The following is a 26563-nucleotide window of genomic DNA, read 5'->3' on the forward strand; positions in this document are numbered from 1 at the left end:
CGCGACACACTTATCAGGCATCGAGTCACAAAACTGGACCATCGTACAGGCCCACGAGGGTAAAATGAAGAGTCCAACAAAGATGAACACACCGTATTTCCCTGCCGATTCTTTGATCGTTTGCATGCTTCATTTTCAACAAGCCAACGATCAAATGAAAGAGTCCCCACGTCGAGCGTCTGTGAGCTCTGATGCGCCTTTCGGAGCTCCTTTCAACCTCGGGCCACTCCTCGCCTTACACCACAAAAGAGAGAGGGGCAGCCCAAGCCGCCCCTCCCTCGCGCTGACACCCGAGCCGCTCAGCTCTCCCGAGCCACGACCTTGCCCTTGTACATGTCCATCCCACAGGCAAAGCCCAGCTCCCCGCTCTCGGGCACCTCCACCTCGATCTCCACGGTCTCCCCCACGGGCAGGTCCTTCTTCACGTCCATGTCGGCGATCACCAGCTCGCTGCCGCAGCCGGCCTCGGAGGTGCGCTTGAAGGCCAAGGTGATCTTGGACTTTCCGGGCGCCGTGATCTCGGCGGGGTGATAGCCGCCGGCGTCGACCTCGATGTCCACGCGAGCGCCGGCGTCCACCGTGGCGGAGGCGCTCGCCTCGGCCTCGCCGCCAGCGTGCCCCGCGGGCTCGGGCTCGGGCTCGGGCTCGGCGGCTTCGGGCTTGGCGGCCTCGGCCTTCTCGGCCTTGTCTTCGACCTTGGCGTCCTTTTGATCCCCGCCCTTGTCACAGGCAGGCGCGGCGATGAGCGCGGCGGCGAAGAGCGAGGCGGCGAGGCAGCGATGGATGGTGCGGTTCATGTCGAGTCTCCAGGGTTCTTCGAGTCGGCGCTCGTGTCCTTCGGTGTCTCATCCTCGGACAGGCCGTCATCCCTGTCCAGACCTTCGTCTCGAGCGCCGCTGGGCTCGCGCGCCGCTGGCCCCGACGCCGACGCCGACGCCGACGCCTCGACGACGCTCGGCGCCTTGCTGACGCGCAATTTGAGCTCCTCGACCGCGCACCACAGCACCGGGACCACGAACAAGGTCAGCAGCTCGACGAGCATGCCGCCGACGATCGGCAGGGCCATGGGCGCCATCACGTCGCTGCCCCGCCCCTGGGCGCCGATCACTGGGAGCAGCGCGAGCAAGGTGGTGGCCGTGGTCATCAGGCACGGCCGGACGCGGCGCTCGCCGGCGGCAAGGGTGTGCGCACGGACCTCGGCCACGCTCGCAGGGCGGTGACGATCGAAGCGCTGGCGCAGGTAGGTGGCCATGACGACGCCGTCGTCGGTGGCGATCCCGACCAGGGCGATCACGCCGATCCACACGGCGACCGAGAGGTTGACGGTGCCCACGCCAAAGAGCCCGCGCAGGTCGACGCCAAAGGGCTGCGCGGCCAGGAAGCCCGGCTGGCCCCAGGCCCACAGCAACAAGAAGGCCCCCGCGACGGCCACGGCGACCCCCGAGGCGATCATCAAGGTGACCAGCACGCGGCGAAACTGCAGCTGGAGCAGCACGAAGACCACGGCCAGGGCCACGGGGATCAGCACCTTCAGCCGCGCCTCGCTGCGCAGCTGGTTTTCGTAGGTCCCGGCGAAGCGGAAGCTGACGCCCGCGGGCAGCTCGAGCTCACCGGCGGCGATCGCCGCGTCGATCTTGGCGCGGGCGGCCTCCACGGCCTCGACCTCGGCGACCTCGGCGACGCGATCGAAGAGCACGTAGCTGGTCAAGAAGGTGTCCTCGGACTTGATCATCTGCGGCCCGCGGACGTAGCGAATGTCGGCGAGCTGACCGAGGGGCACGGGGTCCTGGCCGGCCACGGCGATCGGCAGGCGCTCGATCGCCGGCAGCGAGTCACGCTCCTCTCGCATGTAGCGGACACGCACGGCGTAGCGCTCGCGGCCCTCCACGGTGCGCGTGAGCGTGACCCCGCCGAGGGCGACCTGGAGCTGACCCTGGACCTCGGCCACGCTCAGGCCCTGGTGGGCGATCTCGCGCCGGTCGAGCTCGATCTCGAGGTAGGGCTTGCCGACCACGCGATCGGCAAAGACGGTCTCCGGGCGGATCCCCTCGACCTCGCGCAGGACGTGCTCGAGGTCGCGGCCGAAGCGATCGATGCTCTCGAGATCGGGGCCCGAGATCTTCACGCCCATGGGCGCACGCATGCCGCTTTGCAGCATCACCACGCGGGCGTTGATCGGCATCAGCACCGGCGCCGAGGTCAGCCCGGGCATGTCGGCGGCGGCGACGATCTCGGCCCAGATATCCCGCGGACCATGGATGTGCTCGCGCCACTGGCGGACGCGGCTGCCGTCGGCCTCGACGCGGTACTCCGGCAGGTAGGTGATCACGGTCTCGATCATCGAGACCGGCGCCGGGTCGAGGGCGCTGTCGACCCGCCCGAGCTTGCCGACCACGCGATCGACCTCGGGGATCGCGGCGATCGCCGCGTCGATCTGCTGGAGCATCTCGAGGGTCTGGCCCACGGAGGCGTGGGGCATGGTCGTGGGCATGTACAAGAACGCGCCCTCGTCGAAGGCCGGCATGTACTCGCGGCCCAGACCCGGGGCTGCGGCGTCCAAGCTTCGCGCTACCCGCCCGCGCTCGCCCGCGTCGTCGGCGATCGCCCACGAGAACACGCGCTCGAAGCCCAGCCAGGCCGTGAGCCCGGCGAGCACGACCACCAGCGGGGCGACCAAGAAGGCGGCCTTGTGGCGCAAGAAGAGCTCGAGCAGCGCCGGGTAGAGCCACATGAAGGCGCGCAGGGCGAGCAGGACCACGGCCAGCAGCAGGCCCACGAAGGCCGCGTTGGCGACCGCGCCCGCGCCAGGACCGAGGGGCATCCAGTCCAGGGCCAGGGCCAATCCCACGGCGGCCAGCAACGCGAAGCGGACCAGGTCCGACGGCCCGATCCGACGCACGGACTCCGAGCGCTCCGGGTCTTCCCGGGCGGCGTCGGAGCGCAGCAGCCCAGCCAGGCCACCGGCGCGGACTCGGCGAGGGCGCAGGACCAAGGTCGCTGCGGCGGGCAGCAAGATCAGCGCCAGGACCAGGGCGCAGAGCATCGCAAAGGTCTTGGTCAGGGCCAGCGGCACGAACAGCCGGGCCTCGCTCGCGCTCAGGGCGAAGACCGGCAAGAAGCTGACGACCGTGGTCAGCACCGAGGTCAGCACCGCGGGCGCGACCTCGCCGGCGGCGCGGCGGGTGATCTGGCCGCGCGCCTCGATGTCGAGCACGCCCTGCCCTGCCCCGAGGAGGGCGCTGGCCTTCGCGCCCTCTTCGAGGCGCGTGCTGATGTTCTCGGTGAACACGATCGCGATGTCGACCATCGTCCCGATCGCGATGGCGATCCCGCCGAGGGCCATGATGTTGGCGTCGACCCCGGCGAGCTTCATGACCACGAAGGTCGCGAGCACCCCGAGCGGGACCATGGCCGAGATCAGCAGCGAGCTTCGGACCCCGCGCAGCAGGATCAGCACGACGATCACCGTGACCAGGATCTCCTGCCACAGCGCCGTGGACAGCGTGTCGAGGGTCTCGCCGATGAGCACCGTGCGGTCGTAGAAAGGCACGACGACCACCTGGCTCTCGCGCCCGTCGGCCAGGGTCTTGCGCGGGAGCCCGGGCTGAATCTCGGCGAGGCGCGCCTCGACGGCGGCGATGGTCGACAGCGGGTTGGCGCCGAAGCGCGCCACGACCACCCCGCCCACGACCTGGGCCCCGGCGTCGTCCAGGGCCCCGCGGCGCTGGGCCGGGCCGAGGCCGACCCGGGCCACGTCGCGCACGCGGATCGGGGTGTGCTCGCGGTTGGCGACCACGGCCTCCTCGATGTCGGCCATGTCCTCGACGAAGCCGACGCTGCGGACCAGGTACTCGACGCGGTTGATCTCCAGGGTCCGCGCGCCGACGTCGAGGTTGGAGCCGCCCACGGCCCGGGCGACCTGATCCAGGGTCACGCCCTGGGCGCGCAGGGCCTCGGGGTCGACGTCGACCTGATACTCCTGGACGTAGCCGCCGACCGAGGCGACCTCGGACACGCCCTCGACGGACTGGAGCGCGTAGCGAATCGTCCAGTCCTGGACCGAGCGCAGCTCGTGCAGATCCCAGCCGCCCACGACCTCGCCCGTGTTCGGGTCGTGGCCCTCGAGGGTGTACCAAAACACCTGGCCGAGGGCCGTGGCGTCGGGGCCCAAGGTGGGCGAGACGCCCTCGGGGACGGTCCCCGGCGGCAGCGCGGCCAGCTTCTCGAGCACGCGGCTGCGCGACCAGTAGAAGTCGACGTCGTCGGCGAAGATCACGTAGATCGTCGAGAAGCCAAAGGCCGAGGCGCTGCGCACCGTCTCGACGCCGGGGACCCCGAGCAGCGCGGTGGTCAGCGGGTAGGTGATCTGATCCTCGACGTCCCGCGGCGAGCGCCCGGGCCACTGCGTGAACACGATCTGCTGGTTCTCGCCGAGGTCGGGGAGCGCGTCGACGGCCACCGGATCCCGAGGCAGGGGGCCGGTGTCCCAGTCGAAGGGGGCCGCCCACACGCCAGCGAGGGCGATCAGCGCGACGAGCACGAGCACCGCCAGGCGGTTGTCGACGAACCATCCCAGCACCCGCGACCAGCCGCTGGTGACGAGGGCCTCGGGCGCGTCCGCGTCGTCCTCGCCCGCGCGCTCGGGCCTCGCCGGGCCGAGCTCGCCGCGCTCACCGATCTCGCCGAGCTCTCCGGATACGGCGTCCGGCCGCTCGCCCGCGCTCACGGCCCTCCCCGCAGCAGGTACTCGCCAGGGGCGACGCTGGCCCGCAGCTCGCCGCAGGTCAGCATGCTCGCCCCGAAGTAGCTGTTGTCGACGGCCTCCCCGGCCTGGATCCACTCGGCGCCCTCGTCGGCGTTGGCCATGGGGCAGTAGGCCAGGTGCAGGGGGCGGTCGAGGGGGTTGCCGAAGATCTGGAGGATCGCCTTGGTGTGCGCGCTGAGCTCGAGGAAGGCCCCGCGAGCGCCCTCGATGGCGGTCGAGCTCGCGGCCTCTCGCGCGCGCCGCTCGATGGCCGTGGCCAGCGGGGTCCAGGCCGCGGCGGCCTCGGGCGAGAGCGCCTCGGCGTCGAGCTCCGCGGCGGCGTCGGCCATGCGCTGCGCGGCCTGCTTGGCGGCCGTCCAGTCGTCGTCGGCGAGGCTGACCTGCATGCCCAGGTAGCCGTCGACCACCGCCGCGAGCTCGGCCGCGGCCGCGGCCGCGAGCTCGACCCGCGCCCCCGGCTCGGCGCCCTCGCCTGGGTCCGCGTTGTCCTGGGTCATCATGCTCCCGCCCCCGCGGATCTGCAGGTCGGCGTCGATCATGAACGCCCCGTGCACGACCACGTGCTCGCCGGGGCTCAGGCCCGCGACCACCGGGTAGTACTCGCCCATGCGCGGGCCGAGCTCGACAACCCGCGGCTCGTAGTGCGCCCGCTCGAGCTCGACGTAGACCAAGGAGCGCTTGCCCGTGAACAGGGCCGCGCTCGCGGGGACCATCAGCGGCCGCTGGCGCGCACCCTCGCCTTCGCCCTCGCCGAGCTCGCCGCGGACCACGGCCTCGACGAACATCCCGGGGCGCAGCTTGCCCGCGCGGTTGTCGACCTCGACGCGGACCCGCGCGACCCGGCGGCGAGGGTCGACCAGGGGATCGATGAACGCGACCTCGCCCGTGAAGCGCTCCCCGGGCAGGGCCTCGACCTCGAGCTCCACGCTCTGACCCTCCATCAGCGCGGCGAGGTCGGCCTCGTAGGCGTCGAGCTGGACCCACAGCCGCGAGAGATCCGCGACGCGATAGAGCACCGTGCCCGCGTCGACGTACTGGCCCTGGGTCACCTGGCGCTCCATCACCGTGCCGCCGTAGTCGGTACGGATCGCCACGGACTTGCGCGGCTTTTGTTCCTTGGCCATGGCGTCGATCTCGGCGTCGGGCAGGCCGAGCAGGCTCAGGCGCTCGCGAGCGGCCTCGAGCGCGCGCTCGGCCGAGGTCCGCGCGAGCTCGCTGGCCCCGGCGAGCTTGGTGACCTGGCGCGAGGCGGTGAGCAGATCCTGGTGGGCGGCGTAGACCTCGGGGCTGTAGAGCCGAGCGATGACCTGGCCGCGGCGGACCACCGAGCCGGTCTCGCGGACCTTCAGCTCGTCGACGCGGCCGCCGATCCACGCGCTGACGTTGCGCGTCCGGCTCTCGTCCACGTCCACGCGGCCGAGCAGGCGTAGATCCACGCCGGGGTTGGCCATGCGCCGGACCTCGACGGTCTCGACCTGGGCCAGCGCCAGGGCGCGATCGCTGAGCGCGACCACATCACTGGCGCCGCCGCCCGCGTCATCGAGATCGCCCAGAGGGATCAGATCCATGCCGCACAGCGGACACTGGCCCGGCTCGGGCTGGCGGATCTGCGGGTGCATCGAGCACGTCCAGATCTCCTCGCCCTCCCCTTCTTCTTCACCCCCCTCGCCCTGGTCGTGGTCCGCCGCGGCGTCCACGACCGGCTCCGGGGCGCAGCGGCCCAACGCAAAGGCCAACAGCGCGATGATCGGGATCAGCAGCCAAGGGAGCCAGGCCGCCGGAGCCGCGTCGCGCCAAGACGATGCGCCGCCCTGCATCCGCCAAGTTTAACCTCCAGGTCTGCGAACGCCCACGCCCAGGCAGGTGTTCAGCCGTCGCCCAGCTAGGAGGCGGGCTCAATCGACGATCGCGCGCGCGTGCCCGGCGATCGGCGCGCAGACCTTGTTCTGCTCGCGCTCGCGCAGGACGAACTCGTCGGCGTCGAGGCCCGCCAAGAGCAGCGCCCGCCGGACCCGATACACCAAAACGTTGAGGTCGGTCTCGTCCTTGCTCGCGTCCCGCGGCCAGACCGCCCGACACAGCGCCTCCACCTCCACGCCCTCCCCCGCAGCCAGCGGCGGCGGCGGGGAGACCAGCGCACGCAGGAGCGCGAAGCGACGCGGGGTCAGGTAGACGGAGCGGCGCAGGCCACCACGCTCGAGGTGCAGCGCCCCACCCCGCTCGTAGCGCTCGAGGTGCAGCGCCGTCGGCTGCTCGTCGAGCTTGGCGATGCGCTCGCGCTGCGGCGGCGTGGCGACGATCTCGAGGGTGTGACCGCCGATGCTCACGGTCCGATCCGGGATCAGCCGCGCCAGACCCTCGACGTCGAAGCGCGGCCGCTCGCCCATGGCCAGCAGCTGCGCCGCCGAGAGCTCGATGAGCACCACGCGATCCACGTCGTAGAGCCGCAGCGCGCCCCCCGGCCAGCCGGCGATGCGCAGGTCGTCGCCCGCCCCGCCGCCGATCGAGAACGGCCGCCGCGGCAACCCGATCGCCGGGCCGCCGTCGAGACGCAGCAACCAGCACGCCTCCTGACCGTCGGCAGGGACCGCCCGCAGCGAGGCGAACACGCGCCCGCCGATGGCCAGACGATCGCCGGCCTTTGCCAGGTGTTCGCCCTCGAAGGCCACGCCGTTACAGCTCGTTGTTCGTCGCCCGATCCGGACCAGCTCCACGCCGTCTGCGCGCGTGTGCAGCAGGAGCTGTCGCCGGCTCACCGAGGGGTCATCGAAGACGATGTCGCGGGCGCTGCTTCGGCCGACAACAGTCACGCCGGAGGGGAGCACATAGCCCCCTCCAGCCTCGAGATCGAGTCGCCAACGCAGCATCGTTGCGCGACGCTATCGAGGGTGGCTTCCAGCTGTCAACGCAGCGCAATTGGCGTAATTCGTGGCCCAACCCCCAGTTTGGGGGCGAATTCGCCTTACTCGAGTCGGCCCCAATCACACGACCCCGCCGTTGGTATGGCGCAAGTTCGGTATCGCGCCCCTCGCCCGCGGCGAGACATCGACGCGGGCAAACACTCAATCGACCAATCTCCTGGCTCCAGAGCCTGTGTCTCCATATTCACGTCTCGCTACCGCCGCGTTCTTGGCTTCTGTGCAGCGCCAAGGCACGAGGCGCCACACCTCACTCCATGTTAAGAATCGTATCGCTCGCCGCTCGTGCAGCCTATGCCGGCACCCAGCCCCGAGTTTTGGAGTAGATATCTGGCGTGTTCGACTCGTCGACACGCCCACCCGCGTCTGCCCCCTCGACCGCGTCGTCCTCCGACGAGGTCCTCGCCACGCTCGGCGCTGGCAAGCAACACCGTCGCAAGCGGCTGTTGCGCTGGTTCATCGCCCTCGTGATCATCGCGGCCCTCGTCGCCGCCGTGGTGCTGTGGACGAGCCAGGACCACAGCCCTCCGCCCAATTGGCAGACCGTCGAGCTCGGCCGCGGAGACATCGACGTGACCATCGACGCCACCGGCACCCTCGAGCCCGAACAGAGCGTCACCGTCGGCGCCGAGATCTCCGGGCTGGTCGCCAGCGTGGAGGTCGAAGAAGACGATCGCGTCGAGGCCGGGCAGCTGCTCGCGCGCTTCGACCTCGAGAGCCTCGAGAGTCAAAAGCGCGAGGCCAAGGCCACCCAGGCCTCGGCCCGGGCCGACCTCGCCTCGGCCAAGGCCAGCCTCCGCGACGCCGAGCTCCAGCTCGCCCGCACCCGCCGGCTCAACGCCTCCGGGGTCGTGTCCAGCGAGGAGGTCGAGCAGAGCGAGACCAGCCACGAACTCGCCGTCGCCTCCCTCGCCCGCGCCCGCGCCCAGCTCCAGCTCGCCCGCGCCGCCCTCGACCAGATCGAGATCCAGATCTCCAAGGCCGAGATCAACGCGCCGATCACCGGCGTGGTCCTGACCCGCGACATCGAGCCGGGCAAGACCGTGGCCGCGAGCTTCCAGACCCCCGAGCTGTTCACCATCGCCGCCGACCTCCAGCAGATGAAGCTCGAGCTGCCCATCGACGAGGCCGACGTCGGGCGCATCCAGGTCGGCCAGGACGCGACCTTCTACGTCGACGCCTGGCCCGAGCGCGTGTTCGCGGCCAAGGTCACCAAGGTCCACCTCGCGCCCGAGACCTCGGGCAACGTCGTGACCTACACCGCCGAGCTCGAGGTCGACAACAGCGAGGCCCTGCTGCGCCCCGGCATGACCGCGACGGCGACGATCTCCGTGGGCACCGAGCGCGACGTGCTGCGCGTGCCGATCGCCGCGCTGCGCTTCTCCCCGCCCGAGGAGGAGCGCGCCGGGTTCGGCTTCGGGCCGCCGCCCATGGAGAAGAAGCACGCCTCGGGCTCGGCGATCTGGGTCCTGCGCGAGGACGAGCTCGGCGTCGCCCAGCCGGTCCGCGTGGCCATCGACGCCGGGGCCAGCGACGGCGACTGGATCGCCGTCGACGACGACAAGCTGTCCGAAGGCGAGCTGATCTTGATCGGCGAGGGCGAGGGCGAGGGAGCAAACTGAGCGTGGACGCCCCGAGCGACGCAGACCCGGCCGAGGACCAGCGAGGGCCGGGCGCCGCGCCCCAGCCCACGCTGATCGAGCTGCGCAGCGTCTACAAGATCTACGGCCGCGGCGACGCCGAGGTCCGGGCCCTCGACGGCGTCGACCTCGACATCCACGACGGCGAGTTCGTGGCGATCATGGGCTCGAGCGGCTCGGGCAAGTCGACCTGCATGAACATCCTGGGCTGCCTCGACACGCCCACCGCCGGGCGCTACGCCTTCCGCGGCGTCGACGTCGGCGAGCTCAGCCGCGACCAGCTCGCGCTGCTGCGCCGCAACTACATCGGCTTCGTGTTCCAGAGCTTCAACCTGCTCGCGCGGACGAGCGCCCTCGACAACGTCGAGCTCCCGCTGATCTACCGCGGCTACCGCCGCAGCCAGCGGCGCCGGCTCGCGCTCGCGGCCCTCGATCGCGTCGGCCTGGCCGAGCGCGCCGGGCACATGCCCAACGAGCTGTCCGGCGGCCAGCAGCAGCGCGTCGCCATCGCCCGCGCGCTGGTCAGCGACCCCTCCTTGCTGCTCGCCGACGAGCCCACGGGCAACCTCGACTCCAAGCGCAGCGGCGAGATCATGAGCCTGCTCGAGGCGCTCAACCGCGAGCGCGGGATCACCATCGTGATGATCACCCACGAGCCCGAGCTGATCATCGACGTCGTCCCCCGCGTGATCATGTTCCGCGACGGCCGCGTGGTCGCCGACGGCCCGCCTCGGGAGGTGCTGGGATGATGATCCTGTGGAACACGCTGATCCTCGCCCTCGACGCGATCTGGCGCAACAAGGTCCGCTCGCTGCTGACCATGCTCGGCGTGGTGATCGGGGTCGCCAGCGTGATCGCCATGGTCCAGCTTGGCCAGGCCGCGAGCCTGAGCGTGACCCAGGAGATCGCGGAGATGGGCACCAACATGCTCATGGTCATGCCCGGCGTCGACCGCCGCGGCATGTCGGCCACGCCCTCGGCCGCCGAGGCCCTGACCCTCGCCGACGCCAAGGCCATGCGCGCGCAGATCCCCGGGATCACCGTCGCGCCCACGGCCTCGACCTCGGAGACGGTCATCCGCGGCAGCGGCAGCTACTCGACCACGATCACCGGCGGGAGCAACGAGCTGCTCGAGGTCCGCAACCTGATCATCGCCCAGGGCCGGGGCTTCGACGACGGCGAGATGGCCGGCGCCGCGGTCTGCATCCTCGGCAAGACCATCGTCGACGAGCTCTACGACGTCAACGGCGGCGACGAGCCCCTGGGCAGCACCCTGCGCGTGGGCAGGGCCCCCTGCAAGGTCATCGGCGTGCTCGAGTCCAAGGGTCAGGCCCTGGGCATGGACCAAGACGACGTCGTCTTGATGCCGCTGACCGCCGTCCAGCGCCGGCTGATCGGCGACGACGACGTCTCGATGATCTACGTGAGCGCGCTCGAGGACGGGACCAGCACCCAGATCAAGGCCGAGATCGAGGCGCTGATGCGCAAGCGTCGATCCGTGCGCGCCGACGAAGAAGACGACTTCAACGTCCGCGACATGCAAGAGCTCGCCGACGCGCTCTCGGGCACGACCGCGACCTTGACCGCCCTGCTCGGGGCGATCGCCGCCGTCAGCCTGCTCGTGGGCGGGATCGGGATCATGAACATCATGCTGGTCTCGGTCACCGAGCGGACCCGGGAGATCGGCGTGCGCCTGGCGATCGGCGCCCGCGGCAGCGAGGTCCTGTTGCAGTTCCTCGTCGAGGCCCTGGTGCTCTCCCTGCTCGGCGGGCTGCTCGGGGTGATCTTGGGGATCATCGGCACGGTGATCGCCGTCCGCCAGCTCGGCATGCCGCTGGTGCTCTCGCCCGAGGTCACGCTCCTGGCCTTCGCGGTCGCGGCGAGCATCGGCGTGGTGTTCGGTTTCGTGCCGGCCCGCACGGCGGCGCGGCTCAACCCGATCGACGCGCTGCGCCACGAGTGAGCGGGGGCGCGCCCTCGTCATCGGAAAAAGGACGTCCCGCGTGCCACGAGATCGGCTATAAATGTGCCGTCGACGATGGCCATGAGTGTGGCTCTATGGGGAAAGGCGGGATCCAGGCGGGGACGAGAGTGCTTGGCTTCGTAGGGCACGGCGCGCTGACGCTCCTCGCTGGCGACGTGCAGCTACTGCCAGCCGAGTCCTCGATCGAGCTCGGCGAGGCCGACCTGGGGGAGACGGTGATCGTGTCGTTCATCGCCGGCCAGCTCGACGACCCGCTGATCCTCGGACGCACGCGCCGCGAGCCCGTGGCCAAAGCCGAACACGCCGACTCGCCGCGCTGCCTCGAATTCGACGGACACCGCGTGCTCTTGTCCGCCGGCGAGTCGCTCACCCTGCGCTGCGGCCGGGCCAGCATCACCCTCGGCGCCGACGGCCGCGTCGCCATCGAGGGCCGGAGGATCTCCAGCAAGGCGTCCGGGAGCCACCGGATCCGCGGCGGGACGATCAACTGAGCACCACGGACTGCGAGCTTGTACGTCACGACAAACACCCTCGTTCACGCCGCCACACCGACGAGCTGGACCGACCCCGAAGGTCACGTCTGGTGCGTGCTGGTCGTCAAAGGCAAGAACCTCTGCCGTCACCTCGACATCGCCACCTCCAACCATGACTCACCGGGGAACACGCCGCCCATGGCCGCCGTGGGCAGCACGAGCGTCAGTGGGGCCGGCGGCGGCAACGAGGATCAGCCGCGCTGCGAGTGCTGTGGGCAGCCCCTGCATGAGGGGCAGAAGAACGAGGATAGGAGCCCTGCGCCGGTCGTGAGCGAGGATGAGTGGTACTGCCTGGATGAGCTACCCGAGATCGAGCAGGCGATCGACGATCTCCCGGATGTCCACGCCTCCAACAAGAAAGGGCTCAAGCGACTGAGGCACCGAGAAGACAAGCTGATTGCCCGCTGGGAGAAGCTCGAGCAGCGCAAGGCTGCGGTCTCCAGGGCCCGAGAGCTCGGCTGCAAGAGCTTGCCGGAGCCGCCTTGCAATGTCTACCGAGTCACGCCTCCAGGCTCAACCGAAAAAATCGAACATGAGTGGGGAGAATACCGCAAAGATTATCAAATTAAATATGGATATCTCCCAGAATCCAAGACTAACCACCGCGTCCCCCAGGCTGCCGGAGGCTGCCCAGGAAACGAATTCAGCGAGGGCAACCTCATCCATGACACGGAGCTCTCTGACGAGTGTATGAAAGTCGATGACGAGCTCACAAAAATACATAGCAAAGTTTCGACAATCTGGAACTCGAGGATAGGGACATGAAGAGGGGAGACCTCAGCTCGTCATTTCCAGGAGCCCTCGACCCACGGGCTTTGGGCTACCACTACATCCTCCCCAAGGACTTCGACGCTCACGCCGCCCAAGTTTTCAATCACGACAACACAGCAGTTCCCCTCATCGCCGCCATCGAGCGCCTGCGACGAGGTGACCGCTCGGGGCTCACCGTCGTCGAAGCCCGATGCACCCTCGATGAGAGCGCATGGATCAGCGCCGAGGCGTACGAACTCCTCGGGTTCGCCTACGACGACCTCCGTCTCCACAGGCTCGCTCACAGGACCCTACAGGCTTCTCCCGGGATTTGGTGGACCACCATGTACGCGGCTTGGGCCTTGCTCAACAGCGGACTGAGCTGGACCATCCCTTTGGTCCTCCAGCTCTATTCCCAGGTAGCTCGCACACCTGCCCGCAAGGAAGTCGGCATGATTCCAATTCTGCTCGGCGAAGTGCTTCTTCCTCACGGAGCGAAGAACAGCATTTCCGAGCGATTTTACTGTGGAGAAGACTTTCCCGTCATCGAGGAGGCCGTGAACACATGGCGCCATCTCTACGAGGCTCACGGACCCCGGACAAGCCTACGATTTGGCGAGCCATTCTCCATCCGCCTCCTCGCAGAAGCGATCATGAATTCAGACACAGCATTTTTACACCGACATCGACGGCTCCACGAAGCCACGACGGGGATCGACTGCACCTCCTGGTTCGGACCCAAGGGTCTCCCGCTCCCGCTTCAGGCCGCCGCCGAGGCCGAGCGCCTCCTCAACTCACCCGACGAACTCGAGCGCTACCTCCCCGGCTGCCGCTACTTCCTGGGCCACCCCGTCCCCTCCAGCTTTCCCAACCATCCATATTCGGCCCATCGCCCCACCGACGATCCCCTGCCCCCAGAGCTGCTGATCTCCATCGACGACGCCTACTGCGACGAAGTCATCGACCGCTGCTGCGCCATCCTCGGCATCTCCCGCCGCACCAGCTCGACCGGCGCCTTCGACGATGACGACGACGACGACGACGACGATGACGATGACGATGACGACGACGACGTCCACGGCTTCGACGAGTACGACTACACCACCTGGCTCGACGGCTCCGCCGATCCCCACGGCGATCCATGGCATCGCCTGGCCGCCGCCATCCAGGACGCCTACCTCGGCGAATTCGACGGCCTCAGCAAGGCCGTCTTCACCGCCCTCGACACCAACGAGCCCGACCATCACTTCGACCTCGCCGCCGCGCGCATCCTCGCCGACGCCGCCCCCGTCTCTCAGCTCCTCGCCCTGGTCCAGCGCCTCGCGCCTCGCCTCATCGAACCCGGCGATCACCCTGATCACCCTGATCACCCTGATCACCCTGATCATCCTGATCATCCTGATCATCCTGATCCACGCTGGCAGGAGACCATCATCTTCGCCCTCGCCCACGCCGGCACCCCTGCGACCTTGCGCGAAGGCCTGAAGATCTTCGCCGCCTTCACCCCGAGCGACGAAGACCCCCGCTATCACAGGCCGTGGACCTACTTCCAGCGCGCGCTACCTGCCCTGGCGACGCTCCCCGCCTTCAGCGAGCGCCTCCGGCCCGACCTCGCCGCCCTCACCAAACGCCTCGAACGAGCCGTCGCCCCCTTCCCGCCGACAATCGCCCTCCTCCACGGCCGCCCCCTCGATCTCCGCGAGCGCCTCGACGCCCTCGCCACCGAGCTCGACCGCGACGAGATCCGCCCCTTCCAGGTCTACCAGCTCCGCCACACCCTCGAGACCTACACCGGCGTCGACCTCCAGGGCCTGTGGGTCGACGCGGATCATGTCGACCGCGCCGGCGGCAAGGCCCTCGTCAAAGCCATCCGCGAAAACCCCATCGTCCGCGAGCACGTCCCCGGCACCCGCTACTTCGCCGGCCACCGCGTCCCCGACTGATCCCTTCGCTCAGCAAGCAAATCTCCCCTCAAAGGCAGTCCGCATCGAACCAATTCGTACATTCACAGTCACACGTGCCGTCGGAGTACCAGCTGTCATCGCAGACGATACCGCCATGATAGTCGTCGCAGGCGCCGGTCGACACAGTCATTCATGAGGTGTCGCTCATTCGCCCATCCACACGTTCCCCCACTACTCTCCCGCTTTGTCGCCGCCCGCTCCATCCCCATTCGCGTCGACTCCGTGGCCCTGTGCGGGTACCCCCGCGACGCCGCGCCCAACCACCCGCTCGAGCTCCGCCCACGCCACGGCGTGGGCCGCATGCAGCTCGAGCAGCTCCAGCTCCAGCTCCAGCAGCGCCCGCTGAGCCAAGAAGACCGCGCTGAGCTGGCCCTGCCCGCTGGCGTAGCTGCCCATTGTCGACTCGAGCGCGCCCTCGGCCTGGGGGAGCAGCGTGTGCTCGTGGAGCGCGGCCCGACGAGCGCTGTCGCGCAGCCGGGCCAAGGTCGCGCCCAGCTCTGCGGTGGCACGGTCGCGGGCCGAGGCCCACTCGGAGCGCGCCGCGGCGGCCTCGGCCTCGGCCGCGCGCTGATCCTCGGCGTAGTTGCGCTGCCACAGCGGGAGCTCGAGGCCCACGCCGATCATCACGGCGTCTTTGCCCGAGTCGGCCACGCCCTCGGTGCGCGCGGGGCCGACCTCGATCCAGTCGACGCCCACGGAAAAGCTGGGCGCACGGGCGTTGCGGGCTTCTTTCACGCGCAGGTCGCCGGCCTCGGCCTGGACCTGCCAACGATCGATGCGCGGGTGATCGTTCAACGCGGCCCGCAGCTCGCTCTCCTCGGCCTCGGGCAGCTCGAGGGCCGGGGCCGAGGAGAGGGTGGGCGTGGGCGTGTCGGGGGGCGCCGCGAGGGCAGCGATCAGCGCGGCCGCGGCCTCGCGCTCGAGCTCGTCGAAGCCGATCACCTGATCCGCGAGCCGGGCCTGGCCGAGATCGATCTGCTGGACGTCGGCGAGCTCGGCCTGGCCCACCTCCACGCGCCCGCGGGCGAGCTCGGCCATGCCGGCGTAGAGCTCGAGCTGCTCGCGCGCGACGCCTCGGGTGCGGCGGACCAGCCACAGCCGCCAGTAGGCCCGGAGCACGCGGGCGCGGACCTCCAAGGCCGCCGCCTCGAACTCGCGCTGGCTCGCCCGAGCCGTGGCCGCGGCCGCGTCCGCGCCGGCCACGAGCTCGCCCGGCCAGGGGAAGCGCTGGCGGACCGCGAGGCGGTGGCGCTGCGGACCCACGCGGGTCTCGACTGGCGACACGAAGATCGCGTACTCGAGCTTGGGCATGGGCAGGCGACGCTCGCGGGCGATGCGGTGCGTGGCCGCCCGCCAGCGCTCCCAGGCCGCGCGCAGCTCGTGACTGTGAAGCAGCGCGTAGTCGACGTAGCCCTGGGGCGTGCCGTCGAAGCTCGGCGCGGGCGCGTCCTGGCTGGGCTCGGCTCGCTCTCCCGTGTCCTCGCTCGCTGCCGGAGGGAGGTCCGCGAGGGTATCCCCCGCCCGGGCGAGGTCTGCCCGCAGCGCCCGCTCGCCCGCGGCCGCGCAGCCGCTCGCCGCCAACACGCCCAGCGCGACGAGGACACGTCGACCCGCGCTCACGCTCGACCTCGTCCCTGCGGCCTGCCGGGGTGCATCGGCCAAGCTTAGCGCCGCGCCCTCGCCCACGCAGGTGTTCAGCCGCTCAGTCCATCTCGAACCTCGCCAGCAGCGCCTCTAGCCTGTTGGCCTGGACGCGCAGGCCCTCCGCCGCGCTGCGGGTCTGCGCCGTCGAGATCACCGTGGACGCCACGGCCTCGGCGACCTCGTGCATCCCCTGGGAGGCCTGCTCGGTCTGGTCGCTCTGCTCGCGCGTGAGCTCGGAGATCGATCGCGCCGCGCTCGCGGTGCGCTCGGCCAAGGCGCGGCTGCCCTCGGTCGCCGCGACCGTGCCCGCACCGGCGGCCTCGATGTTGGCGACCCGCCCGCGCACGTCGTCGAGGGCGCCGGCGACCTGCTCGGCGAGGCGGCGCATCTCGGCCGCGACGATCGCAAAGCCCCGGCCCACCTCGCCGGCGCGCACGGCCTCGAGCGAGCCGTTGAGCGCGAGCAGATCGCTGCGGTCGGCGATCTCGCGGATCACCTCGAGGAGCTCGTCGATGCTCGCGGTCTGGCTGCGCAGCGCGGAGATCCGCGCGATCATCTCATCGGTGGTCACCACGGAGCGATCGGCATCGAGCAGCACTCCGCGGGCGGTCTCGGCGATCCGCGAAGCTGACGCCGCGAGCGATCCCACGGAGTCCTCGATCTGGCGGACCGTGACCGCCTGGTGCCGCGCCGCGTCGTCGTGGCGGCGGCTCAGGTCGTGGATCTCGACGGCCGCCGAGCCCAGCTCCAGGGAGGTCTCGCGCAGCTCCCAGACCGCCTCGCCCAGCCGGGCGATCATCCCCCGAAAGGCCTCGTGGAGCTCGCCGGGCCGCGCGAGGTGGACGCGAAGATCCCCCTGAGCGACGGTCTCCGCCGCCAAGTTGAGCTCGGTCAGCATGTCGAGCATGCCGTTGAACTGCAGCGCCAGCCGCCCGATCTCGTCGTCGTGCAGCGGCACGATGCGCTCGAGCGCCCGCAGCTCGCCCTCTTCGACGAAGCGCTGCGCCGAGCGACGCAGCGTCTCGAGGCGCTCCGAGATCCGCCGACCTTGCAGGCGCGCGGCCAGCCACACCGCTGGTCCGATCGAGCCAAAGGTCAGCAACATACCCGAGAAAAGCGAGAGCAGATCCAAGTCGGGCTCGACCCAGGCGATCACGATCTCGCCTCCGCGCAGCGTCGCGGCGCCAAAGACTCGATCGCGTTGCGCGTCATAAAAACCCACGCCAGACTCGGGATCCTCGCGGGCCGCCAGCGCCGCGAGGACGACGCTGGGCGCGAGCCCGGGCTCGACGAGGCGCAGCGTCTCGGGCAGCTCGCCCGTGGCCGCGAAGCGCAGCGCCCCGACCTCCGCGCGGCGCAGCTGCTCGGCGACCGCGGCCTCGCGCACGCGCTCGGCGTGCCACAGGCAGCCCGCGCCCATGACCGCGAACACCACCCCCAACATCACCGACGCGCCAAACACCGCGATGCTCGCGTGGATGCTCCGCGGGCGTCGCCCCGAGTCGAGCTCGCGCTCGACGATCTCGGCGCTGACCTCGATGTGCTCTTTGCGCAACGCCCCCTCGAGCAGCGGCGGAAGCAGGACCAGGCTCGGCCAGACGATCGAGCCCATGAGCAACAGGCCCGCCAGCAGATCCACGGTTGCGAGGCCAGGAGAGCCCCGGCCGGCGAGGACGAGGCACCACGCCAACACGCCGCACTCCGCGAGCACCCAGGTGCAGACGTAGCCCATGGCGAAGCGATCGGGCAGACGTTGAAAGTCCGCGTCCGTGCGCAGCACCCGCTCGTCCGCGTGAAGCACCGGCGCCTTGACCCGCCACGCCCGCGCGGGGGCCATCAATCGCCACAGCAACAACGTCCACACGGGCACACGAAACAAACTCGCGACCAAGAAGGGCGCCGCGTCGGCGAGACCCATGCCGAGCCACTCGAAGCTCGCGGCAGCCATCGCCGTGAGATCGAAGATCCCCAACCGGAGGATCGCGCGGGCGAGGCTCTGGTCGACTCGTGCTCGGGTCTCGTTCATGAGAGCGCAGGCGCGACGCCCATCATGGGCGTGCACCAATGTTCGCACGGATCGCCTCGCGTTCGCGCCCCTGTGAAAGATCGAGCGCGGCCCTGCCGAGGGCTGGTCGTCAGACCAGGCGACAAGCGGGCCCGCTCATGCCAGGGTCGCCGCGACCATGACCGCGCCCGAGTCCCGAATCCTGTCGACCGATCGTTTAGATGTTCACGCCTGGATCGCTGGCGATCCCGCCAACCCGCCGCTGTTGCTCGTTCACGGCAACGCCTCGAGCGGGGTGTTCTTCGATCGCGTCCAGGCCAAGCTCGCCGAGCGCTACTTCGTAATCGCCCCCGACATGCGCGGCTACGGCCGCAGCCAGGCCAAGGCCATCGACGCCACCCGGGGCATGCGTGACATGTCCGACGATCTCGCGGCCCTGCTCGCTAGCGAGGCCCTGGGGTTGGGTTCCGACGCCAAGGCCCACGTCCTTGGCTGGTCGGCCGGCGCCAACGTGGCCATGCAGCTCGCCATGGATCACGGCGGGCGCGTGGCCTCGCTGACCTTGCTCAACCCGGGCTCGCCCTTCGGCTTCGGCGGGACCAAGGGCCTCGACGGCACGCCCTGCTACGAGGACTTCGCCGGCTCCGGCGGCGGCACGGCCAACCCACAATTTTGCGAGTTGATCGCCGCCAAGGATCGCAGCGCGGACCAGCCCGTCTCGCCGCGCAACGTGATGAAGAACTTCTACTGGCTGCCCAGCTTCGAGATCGAGGCCGAGCGCGAGGAGGCCTACCTCAGCGGCATGCTCGAGACCACGGTCGGCCCCGAGCACTACCCCGGCGACATGACCCCCTCGTCCAACTGGCCCGGCGTGGCCCCGGGGAGCAAGGGCATGAACAACGCCCTGTCGCCCAAGTACATGAACCAAGGTGGCTTCGCCGACATCGCCGAGAAGCCCCCGGTGCTGTGGATGCGCGGCGAGGGCGACCAGATCGTCTCCGATCGCTCGATGTTCGACTTCGGCGTGCTCGGTGAGCTCGGCGCGGTGCCTGGCTGGCCCGGCGCCGATGTCTACCCGGCCCAGCCCATGATCGCCCAGACCCGGGCGGTGCTCGACGCCTACCAGGCCCACGGCGGCAGCTACCGCGAGGTCTGCTTCAGCGACTGCGGCCACGCCCTGCACATCGAGAAGGAGGACGAGTTCCTCCGCGAGCTCGGGGCCTTCCTGGCAGAGGTGAACTCGTGAGCACCACCAGCTCGACCAAGCGTGGCCTGAGCGGCCTGACTGGGCTGGCGACGGCGAGCTTGCTCGCGCTGAGCGCTTGCGCCGGCGGCTCGGGCGACGAGGGCGACGACGAGATCGGCACCAGCGGCGCGATGACGGAGACCGACGCGGGCGACGAAACCGCGACCTCCGACGCCGAGTCCACCGACACGGCGACCACCGACGCCGGCAGCGAGACCGACACCGGCAGCGAGGACGCCTGCCAAAACGGCGTCGTCCCCAACTTGACCCAAGAGGCGGTCTACGAGAGCGCCGAGAACGGCTGGGCCTCGGCCGAGCGCTGGCGCATCGACAGCCCGGAGATCCCCGAGGACCCCTTCTTCCCCGACGAGCGCAGCGAGCAGGCCGACCAGCAGCTCGAGTTCTTCGACCTCGACCCCACCCCCGGGCCCGACGAGATCGTGCTCCAGTACGCCCCGGGCTGGGGCAGCCTCGACGCGACCCCCGTGCTCCTGGTCCACGGCGCCGACGATCCCCCCGACCGCGCCTACGCCAACCCCAACCTGCTCGGCGCCTACGGCTGCGGCGACGCGACCTGCCCCGACGAAGGCCTGATGCAGGCCCTCGTCAACGCCGGCATCCCGGTCGCCGCGCTCGTGTTCCCCAACAAGCAGGGCGACAACTACATGTGGATCGAGCAGATCGAGGCCGCGGTCCAGGTCATCCGCGAGCAGACCTGCGCCGACAAGGTCGACGTGATCGGCTGGTCCAAGGGCGCGTTCGCGGCCCGCATGTACGCGACCGGCATGCACGACGACTGGGGCGAGGGCCACGGCGAGGACGTCCGCAAGCTGATCTTGATCGGCGGCCCCAACCTCGGCTTCGACTACCTGTTCCGCTACGGCTCGGGCAACAACCTCAGCGTGTGGCCGCCCGGCACCGCCCACGGCCCGACCCCGCACCACGAGCAGATCATCAACTTCCAGACCGTCGACCGCAGCGAGTACGCGGTCTACGAGACCGCCGGCGGCTACTACTTCCGCGGCCAGGCGCAGATGCAGTCGATGTGGGTCGACGACTACCCGCTGCCGCTCTTCGCCAACAGCGGCCTGGGCCCCTACGCCGTCGTCGACAGCCTCTCGACCTACTGGGGCGAGGACGCCTACGCCGGGACCACGGCCGTCGGCAAGGGTATCGAGTTCACCATCGATCAGGGCTCGGTCGTCGAGGAGATGGTCGAGATGGGCATCCCCGACACCATCCAGACCTACCTGCTGTGCGGTGAGGTCCAAAGCGCGCTCGACTACATGGTCGGCTTCCCCAACGAGATTTCGGGGCCGAGCGACGGCGTGGTCTTCGTCGACTCCTGCGCCGCCCCCGACGGCATCGGCCAGCTCGGCGAGGCCGCGGTCCTCGAGGGCGTCAACCACCTCGAGCTCGGCTGGGAGCCCACGGCCCTCGAGACGATGATCGGGTGGCTTCAGCAATGAGCGAAGCTGACTGGGTCGGTATCGTCGCGGCCGGGGCCTACGTGCCCGCGGCCAAGCTGAGCTCGGCCGACATCGCCGAGGCCACGGGCATCCCCGAGGCGGTGATCCGCGAGAAGTTCGGCATCCACCAAAAGCCCCTGCCCGGGCCCGACGATCACACCAACGCCATGGGCCTGTTCGCGGCCCGCGACGCCCTCGAGCGCGCGGGCATCGACGCCAGCGAGATCGACCTCGTGCTGTGCACGACCGAGGAGTGGAAGGAGTACCCGCTGTGGACGGCGGGCATCAAGCTCGCCTACGACCTCGGCGCGGATCGGGCGTGGGCGATCGACGTCCAGCAGCGCTGCGGCACGACCATGGCCGCCATCGAGATGGCGCGGGCGATGATGCTGGCCTCGCCGGGCATCGAGACCGTGCTGATCGCCGGCGGCTACCGCAACTGCGACTACGTCGACTTCAGCAACCCGCGGGCGCGCTTCTTGACCAACCTCAGCGCCGGCGGCGGGGCGCTGATCCTGCGCCGCGGCCACGCCAAGAACCGCGTGCTCGGGAGCGCGGTGATCACCGACGGGAGCTTCTCCCTCGATGTGGTCGTGCCCAAGGGCGGGACCGTCGATCCCCGCTTCGACGAGCCCCTGGGCACCGGCGGCCGCGCCCTCGACGTCACCGACCCCGAGGGCATGAAGGACCGCCTCGACAAGAAGTCCATGGCCAACTTCCTGGCCGTGGTCGACCAGGCCCTGGCCCGCAGCCCCAGCGCGGGGCCCGGCTCGGCCGCGCTGACCCGCGCCGACATCGACTTCTTGAACATCCTGCACATGAAGCGCTCGGCCCACCGCTATGTCCTCGGCGAGCTCGGCATGCGCGAGGATCAGACCTTCTACCTCGAGGACTACGGGCACATCGGCCAGCAAGACCAGCCCCTGGTCTGCGTCGAGGCCGAGCGCCGCGGCCTGCTCAAAGACGGGGACCTGATGGTCATGGTCGCCGCCGGCATCGGCTACGCCTGGTCGGCCTCCGTGATCCGCTGGGGCCCCGTCTCCTGACCATCGAGCTCGAGCTCTAAACCCCCAAACACGACGAATTATGAACGCAGCAAGCAAACGAGTCGCCATCATCACCGGCGCGGCCAACGGCATCGGCCTGGCCACCGCCCAGGAATTCGCCAGCGCCGGCTACCACGTGGTCGCCTGGGACCTCGCCGAGGAGGCCGGCAAGGCCCTCGTCGCCGAGATCAGCGAGGCCGGAGGCACGGCGGAATTCCAGTCCGTCGACGTCAGCAAGTCCGAGGCCGTCGACGCCGCGGTCGCCAAGATCATCGAGGCCCACGGGCGCGTCGACGTGCTGGTCAACAACGCCGGCATCCTCCGCGACGGCCAGCTCGTCAAGGCCAAGGGCGGCGAGGTCGTCAAGATCATGAGCGACGAGCAATTCGACGCCGTCATCTCGGTCAACCTCAAGGGCGTGTTCAACTGCACCCGCGCCGTCACCCCGCACATGATCGCGGCCAAGTACGGGCGCATCCTCAACGCCTCCTCGGTCGTCGGCCTCTACGGCAACTTTGGCCAGACCAACTACGTGGCCGCCAAGTCCGGCGTGATCGGCATGACCAAGGTCTGGGCGCGCGAGCTCGGCCGCTACGGGATCACCGTCAACGCCGTGGCCCCCGGCTTCATCGCCACCGCCATGGTCAAGCAGATGCCCGACCACGTGCTCCAGGGCATGGTCTCGCACACCCCCGTGGGCCGCATCGGCGAGCCCGTGGACATCGCCCGCGCCTACGTGTTCTTGGCCAGCGAGAACTCGGGCTTCATCAGCGGGACCACGCTGAGCGTCGACGGCGGCATGGTCGTCGGCTCCTGATCGAACCTGATCAAACTCGAGGCCGGCACCGTGGACAGCGAACAGATCTACGCGATCGAGCGCCCGCACCAGAACCTGCTCAAGCTCTACATGCTGCGGGTCCTGGTCACGGCGCCGGCCTTCTTCGTCACCCTCCCGCTCCTGCTCTTTCGCTACCAGACCCTGCGCTACCGCTTTGACGACGAGGGCGTGGGCATGCGCTGGGGGATCTTGTTTCGCCACGAGATCAACCTGACCTACGCCCGCATCCAGGACATCCACCTCTCGTCCAACGTCTTCCAGCGCTGGCTCGGCCTGGCCGACATCAAGATTCAGACCGCTTCGGGCAGCGCCTCGGCCGAGATGACCATCGAGGGCCTGCGCGAGTTCGAGGCCGTCCGCGACTTTCTCTACGCGCGCATGCGTGGCCAGCGAGCCGGCGGCAAGGCCCTCGGCGCGGCTTCCGGCGCGGGCTCGGGGTCCACGAGCGCCGGCGCGGGCCTGGCCACCGGCGAGGCCGTGGCCTTGCTGCGCGAGATCCATGGCGAGCTCCAGGCAACCCGTGCCTTACTCGAGAGCCAGGCCCCTCAGCGGCCCGCTGGGAGCCCCGCGGGGGAGGCCCGCGGCGATGGTTGAAGCGCTCAAGCAAAAGCTCATCGCCCTGCTCGCCGTCCCCCCGGAGCCGCAAGCCGCGATCGGCCGCGACCTCCGGGTGTTCCGCGCGGCGCCGGCCTACTTCACCTATCTGCTGATCACCTGGGGGATCGGCCAGCTCGGGCTGCTCACGAGCTTCGTCATCGTGACCGGGGCCGCGATCGCCGGGCTGCGCGAGGCCAACCTCGGCGGCACCGGGCTCTACATCGGCCTGGGCGTCGCCGCCTCGCTGGTCTACGCGTGCGTGGCCACCGTCTCCTATCTGATCCTCCGCCTCGACTACGAGATGCGCTGGTACAAGGTCACGGACCGCAGCTTGCGGATCCGCGAGGGTGTCGTCCGCGTGCGCGAGATGACCATGACCTTCGCCAACATTCAGAACATCTCGATCACCCAAGGCCCGATCCAGCGCATCCTGGGCATCGCGGATCTGCGCGTTCAGACCGCTGGAGGCGGCGGCGCGGCCCCGGAAAAGCAGGGCCCCGGCAGCTTCTCCATGCACATGGGCCTGCTGCGCGGGGTCGATGATGCCGAGGGCATCCGCGACATGATGCTCGCCCGGCTCCGCGGCCTGCGGGACGCGGGCCTCGGTGATCACGACGATCACGATGATCACGACGATCACGATGAACGCGGTGACGCGCACCCAGACGCGCTGGCACCCGGGACCAGCGAGCCCGCGCCCAGCCAGGCCGAGCTGCTCGAGGTCCTCGCGCTGATCCGCGACGAGGCTCGCGCGATGCACCAGGCCGCGGCAACATCTTCATCCCCTTCCCTCCCCTCGCCCTAGGACGGCACAGCTCATGACCACCGACTGGCTCCAACGCCGCGCCTGGCTCTCGCCCACGGCCCCGGCGATCATCGACGTCAGCGGCCCCGGCGGCATCGCCGACGCCCGCACCATCGACTATCGCACCCTCGACGCCGAGACCAATCAGGTCGCCAACGCCCTCGCCGCCCAGGGCATCGGCCTCGGTGACCGCGTCGCCGTGCTCGCCAAGAACCGCGTCGAGTACGTCCAGCTGTGGTTCGCCTGCGCCAAGCTCGGGGCCGCGCTCCAGGCCCTCAACTGGCGGCTGACCGCCCGCGAGCTCGGCCCGCTGATCACCCAGGCCGGCCCGCGGATCATGTTCTGGGACCGCGAGTTCGCCGAGCTCATCGACAGCCTGCGCCCGCAGCTCGGCGACGCGAAGATCGTCGCCCTCGACGAGCCGCGCGCGGGCGACCTCGAGTTCTCGAGCTTCCGCGACCAGCCGAGCACGCCGCCGCCGCGCCCCGAGTTCGGCCCCGACCAGCCCTGGGTGCTCTGCTACACCGGCGGGACCACGGGCCTGCCCAAGGCCGCGCTGCTGACCCACGGGACCATCGCCTGGAACGCGATCAACACCGTGTCCAGCTGGGGCCTGAGCAAGGCCGACGTCGCCGTGCTCAACGCCCCGATGTTCCACACCGGCGGCCTCAACGTGTTCACGGCCCCGCTCGTCCACGCAGGCGGCTGCTCGATCCTCTGCCGCGAGTTCGACCTCGATCAGCTCTACGACCTGATCACCGACCACGGCGTGACCTGCTTCTTTGGCGTGCCCGCGATGTTCCAGGCCATGCAGGCCCACCCGCGCTGGGCCAGCGCCCCGCTCGAGCGCCTGAGCCTGATCATCTCCGGCGGTGCGCCCTGCCCCGAGCCGGTGTTCGAGCGCTTTTGGGCCCGGGGCATCGACTTCAAGACCGGCTACGGCCTGACCGAGGCCGGACCCAACAACTTCTGGCTGCCCCCCGAGCGCGTCCGCGACAAGCCCGGCGCCGTGGGCTGGCCGCTGATGCACGTCGAGGTCCGGATCATCGACCAACACGGCGCTGTCTGTGGCCCCGAGGAGGTCGGCGAGCTGTGGATCCGCGGCCCCCACGTCTGCCCCGGCTACGACAAGAACCCCGAGGCCACCGCCGAGAGCTTCATCGACGGCTGGCTGCATACCGGCGACCTCGCCCGGGCCGACGCCGAGGGCTGCGTGACCATCGTCGGACGCAGCAAGGACATGATCATCTCGGGCGGCGAGAACATCTACCCGGCCGAGATCGAGAGCGCGATCTCGGCCCACCCCGCCGTGGCCGAGGCCGCGCTGATCGGCGTGCCCCACGAGCGCTGGGGCGAGGTCGGCCGCGCCTTCGTGGTGCTCGCCTCGGGGGCCCAGCTCGACGCCGAGGGCCTGCTCGCCTACCTGGGCGAGCACCTGGCCCGCTACAAGCTGCCCAAGTCCGTGGTCTTCCTCGACAGCCTGCCGCGCACCGGCGCCGGGAAGATCGACAAGCGCGCGCTGGAGGCCCGCTGATGCCCACCGCCCGCGTCGACATCGGCGAGCTGAGCTTGAACCTGCGCTGGGCCGGCGCCGAGGATCCCGGCGCCCCGGTCTTGGTGTTCGTCAACGGCCTGCTCACGGATCTCTCGAGCTGGACCGCCCACCTCGAGCACTTTGGCGACTACCGCTGCCTGGTCTACGACTGCCGCGGCCAGGGTGCCTCGGACAAGCCCGAGGCCGAGGCCTACGCCGTCGCCGACCACGGCCGAGACCTGGGCGCCCTGCTCGACGCCCTCGGCCTCGACGAGGTCTCGATCATCGGACTGAGCAACGGCGGCGCGGCGGCCCTGCACCTCGCCGCCGCCCAGCCCGAGCGCGTGCGCGCCCTGGTCGTCAGCGGCGCCTACGCCCGCGTCGACACCATCTTGCGGGTCAAGCTGCGCGCGTGGATCGCCGCGATGGCGGCCGGCGGCGGGCCGCTGCGCTTCGACGTCGCCACGCCCTGGGTGTGGGGCCCCGAGTTCCTCGCCCGCAACTGGGAGAGCTTGCTCGGCTACCGCGACAAGGCCATGGCCCTCGACCTCGACGCCGCCCGCCGGCTGATCGCCGGGGCGATGATCCACGACCTCGACGACGCGGCGCTCGCCAAGATCCGCGCGCGCACGCTGATCAGCGTGGGCGAGCACGACCTGCTCACGCCACCTTGGGATGCCCGGGCCATGGCCGCGGCCATCCCGAATGCCAAGCTCGAACGCCACCCAGGGCTAGGCCACGCGGCGGCACTCGAGGACGTCCCAGGCTTTTGCGAAATCGCCCGTGCATTCTTGGCGGGTTCCCACCTCGAGCTTCGTTGACCCG

21 protein-coding genes are annotated in these 26563 nt (G+C 70.0%); 14 read left to right on the forward strand and 7 right to left on the reverse strand.

Annotation, left to right across the window (positions count from 1 at the left end):
- Positions 1-299: 299 nt before the first annotated feature.
- From G6O69_RS36080 to G6O69_RS36095, 4 genes are all read right to left on the reverse strand, one after another.
- Entirely contained in the window at positions 300-797 is a 498-nt protein-coding gene (locus G6O69_RS36080) for a cupredoxin domain-containing protein (protein WP_172308011.1), read from the reverse strand.
- The gene (locus G6O69_RS36085) at positions 794-4579 is read right to left on the reverse strand and encodes an efflux RND transporter permease subunit (protein WP_172308420.1); all 3786 of its coding nucleotides are present in this window, start codon (positions 4577-4579) and stop codon (positions 794-796) included. Before G6O69_RS36085 ends, G6O69_RS36080 begins: the two co-directional genes overlap by 4 nt.
- A 143-nt stretch (positions 4580-4722) precedes the next feature.
- Entirely contained in the window at positions 4723-6582 is a 1860-nt protein-coding gene (locus tag G6O69_RS36090; protein ID WP_172308012.1) for an efflux RND transporter periplasmic adaptor subunit, read from the reverse strand.
- Positions 6583-6660: 78 nt separating this feature from the next.
- A complete protein-coding gene (locus tag G6O69_RS36095; protein WP_172308013.1) occupies positions 6661-7632 on the reverse strand; it encodes an FHA domain-containing protein in 972 nt (323 codons plus the stop codon).
- Positions 7633-8018: 386 nt separating this feature from the next.
- Here G6O69_RS36095 and G6O69_RS36100 point away from each other — a divergent pair, with 386 nt between their 5' ends.
- The 5 genes from G6O69_RS36100 (at position 8019) to G6O69_RS36120 (ending at position 12605) form a co-directional block, all read left to right on the forward strand.
- Positions 8019-9305 carry an efflux RND transporter periplasmic adaptor subunit gene (locus G6O69_RS36100; protein ID WP_172308014.1) on the forward strand — a complete coding sequence of 429 codons (1287 nt, stop codon included), beginning with the start codon at positions 8019-8021 and terminating at the stop codon, positions 9303-9305.
- 71 nt (positions 9306-9376) lie between these two features.
- Positions 9377-10072, forward strand: coding sequence for an ABC transporter ATP-binding protein (locus tag G6O69_RS36105; protein ID WP_172308421.1), 696 nt, complete (start codon positions 9377-9379; stop codon positions 10070-10072).
- A complete protein-coding gene (locus G6O69_RS36110) occupies positions 10072-11286 on the forward strand; it encodes an ABC transporter permease (protein WP_255215969.1) in 1215 nt (404 codons plus the stop codon). The genes G6O69_RS36105 and G6O69_RS36110 overlap by 1 nt, the downstream gene beginning before the upstream one ends.
- A 176-nt stretch (positions 11287-11462) precedes the next feature.
- On the forward strand, positions 11463-11798 hold the full coding sequence (locus G6O69_RS36115; protein WP_172308015.1) for a hypothetical protein: 336 nt from the start codon (positions 11463-11465) through the stop codon (positions 11796-11798).
- A gap of 18 nt (positions 11799-11816) precedes the next feature.
- Positions 11817-12605, forward strand: a complete 789-nt coding sequence (locus G6O69_RS36120) for a hypothetical protein (RefSeq protein ID WP_172308016.1) — start codon at positions 11817-11819, stop codon at positions 12603-12605.
- A 20-nt stretch (positions 12606-12625) separates the two neighbouring features.
- Here the strand turns inward: G6O69_RS36120 and G6O69_RS36125 are convergent, their stop codons facing one another.
- A complete protein-coding gene (locus G6O69_RS36125; RefSeq protein ID WP_172308017.1) occupies positions 12626-12895 on the reverse strand; it encodes a hypothetical protein in 270 nt (89 codons plus the stop codon).
- Positions 12896-13243: 348 nt separating this feature from the next.
- Here G6O69_RS36125 and G6O69_RS36130 point away from each other — a divergent pair, with 348 nt between their 5' ends.
- A complete protein-coding gene (locus tag G6O69_RS36130) occupies positions 13244-14533 on the forward strand; it encodes a hypothetical protein (RefSeq protein ID WP_172308018.1) in 1290 nt (429 codons plus the stop codon).
- A gap of 192 nt (positions 14534-14725) precedes the next feature.
- On the opposite strand, the gene G6O69_RS36135 is transcribed toward G6O69_RS36130, so the two are convergent.
- Together G6O69_RS36135 and G6O69_RS36140 are read right to left on the reverse strand one after the other, a co-directional pair.
- Positions 14726-16174 (reverse strand): TolC family protein, encoded by a 1449-nt coding sequence (locus G6O69_RS36135; protein ID WP_172308019.1) that lies wholly within the window; start codon positions 16172-16174, stop codon positions 14726-14728.
- 82 nt (positions 16175-16256) lie between these two features.
- Positions 16257-18224 carry a methyl-accepting chemotaxis protein gene (locus tag G6O69_RS36140; protein ID WP_172308020.1) on the reverse strand — a complete coding sequence of 656 codons (1968 nt, stop codon included), beginning with the start codon at positions 18222-18224 and terminating at the stop codon, positions 16257-16259.
- Positions 18225-18381: 157 nt separating this feature from the next.
- Between G6O69_RS36140 and G6O69_RS36145 the strand changes: the two genes are divergently transcribed.
- From G6O69_RS36145 to G6O69_RS36180, 8 genes are read left to right on the forward strand one after another with little or no spacing between them, the layout of a single operon-like run.
- A complete protein-coding gene (locus G6O69_RS36145; protein WP_172308021.1) occupies positions 18382-19449 on the forward strand; it encodes an alpha/beta hydrolase in 1068 nt (355 codons plus the stop codon).
- Entirely contained in the window at positions 19446-20918 is a 1473-nt protein-coding gene (locus G6O69_RS36150) for an alpha/beta hydrolase (RefSeq protein ID WP_172308022.1), read from the forward strand. The genes G6O69_RS36145 and G6O69_RS36150 overlap by 4 nt, the downstream gene beginning before the upstream one ends.
- Positions 20915-21964: a 3-oxoacyl-ACP synthase gene (locus G6O69_RS36155; protein WP_172308023.1), complete on the forward strand. Its 1050-nt coding sequence runs from the start codon at positions 20915-20917 to the stop codon at positions 21962-21964. Before G6O69_RS36150 ends, G6O69_RS36155 begins: the two co-directional genes overlap by 4 nt.
- Before the next feature lie 40 nt (positions 21965-22004).
- On the forward strand, positions 22005-22781 hold the full coding sequence (locus G6O69_RS36160; protein WP_172308024.1) for a beta-ketoacyl-ACP reductase: 777 nt from the start codon (positions 22005-22007) through the stop codon (positions 22779-22781).
- Positions 22782-22811: 30 nt separating this feature from the next.
- Positions 22812-23396 (forward strand): PH domain-containing protein, encoded by a 585-nt coding sequence (locus G6O69_RS36165; protein WP_346017129.1) that lies wholly within the window; start codon positions 22812-22814, stop codon positions 23394-23396.
- The gene (locus tag G6O69_RS36170) at positions 23389-24204 is read left to right on the forward strand and encodes a PH domain-containing protein (RefSeq protein ID WP_172308025.1); all 816 of its coding nucleotides are present in this window, start codon (positions 23389-23391) and stop codon (positions 24202-24204) included. The genes G6O69_RS36165 and G6O69_RS36170 overlap by 8 nt, the downstream gene beginning before the upstream one ends.
- Positions 24205-24217: 13 nt before the next feature.
- Positions 24218-25738, forward strand: a complete 1521-nt coding sequence (locus G6O69_RS36175; protein ID WP_172308026.1) for a long-chain fatty acid--CoA ligase — start codon at positions 24218-24220, stop codon at positions 25736-25738.
- On the forward strand, positions 25738-26559 hold the full coding sequence (locus G6O69_RS36180; protein ID WP_172308027.1) for an alpha/beta hydrolase: 822 nt from the start codon (positions 25738-25740) through the stop codon (positions 26557-26559). Before G6O69_RS36175 ends, G6O69_RS36180 begins: the two co-directional genes overlap by 1 nt.
- Positions 26560-26563 lie beyond the last annotated feature (4 nt).

The organism is Pseudenhygromyxa sp. WMMC2535 (assembly GCF_011083025.2).

Bases quoted from the DNA above. Each gene is read 5' to 3' on its own strand.
- G6O69_RS36080 (WP_172308011.1), bottom strand. From the start codon at position 797: ATGAACCGCACCATCCATCGCTGCCTCGCCGCCTCGCTCTTCGCCGCC.
- G6O69_RS36090 (WP_172308012.1), bottom strand. From the start codon at position 6,582: ATGCAGGGCGGCGCATCGTCTTGGCGCGACGCGGCTCCGGCGGCCTGG.
- G6O69_RS36095 (WP_172308013.1), bottom strand. From the start codon at position 7,632: ATGCTGCGTTGGCGACTCGATCTCGAGGCTGGAGGGGGCTATGTGCTC.
- G6O69_RS36110 (WP_255215969.1), top strand. From the start codon at position 10,072: ATGATCCTGTGGAACACGCTGATCCTCGCCCTCGACGCGATCTGGCGC.
- G6O69_RS36130 (WP_172308018.1), top strand. From the start codon at position 13,244: ATGAATTCAGACACAGCATTTTTACACCGACATCGACGGCTCCACGAA.
- G6O69_RS36140 (WP_172308020.1), bottom strand. From the start codon at position 18,224: ATGAACGAGACCCGAGCACGAGTCGACCAGAGCCTCGCCCGCGCGATC.
- G6O69_RS36145 (WP_172308021.1), top strand. From the start codon at position 18,382: ATGACCGCGCCCGAGTCCCGAATCCTGTCGACCGATCGTTTAGATGTT.
- G6O69_RS36155 (WP_172308023.1), top strand. From the start codon at position 20,915: ATGAGCGAAGCTGACTGGGTCGGTATCGTCGCGGCCGGGGCCTACGTG.
- G6O69_RS36160 (WP_172308024.1), top strand. From the start codon at position 22,005: ATGAACGCAGCAAGCAAACGAGTCGCCATCATCACCGGCGCGGCCAAC.
- G6O69_RS36170 (WP_172308025.1), top strand. From the start codon at position 23,389: ATGGTTGAAGCGCTCAAGCAAAAGCTCATCGCCCTGCTCGCCGTCCCC.
- G6O69_RS36175 (WP_172308026.1), top strand. From the start codon at position 24,218: ATGACCACCGACTGGCTCCAACGCCGCGCCTGGCTCTCGCCCACGGCC.
- G6O69_RS36180 (WP_172308027.1), top strand. From the start codon at position 25,738: ATGCCCACCGCCCGCGTCGACATCGGCGAGCTGAGCTTGAACCTGCGC.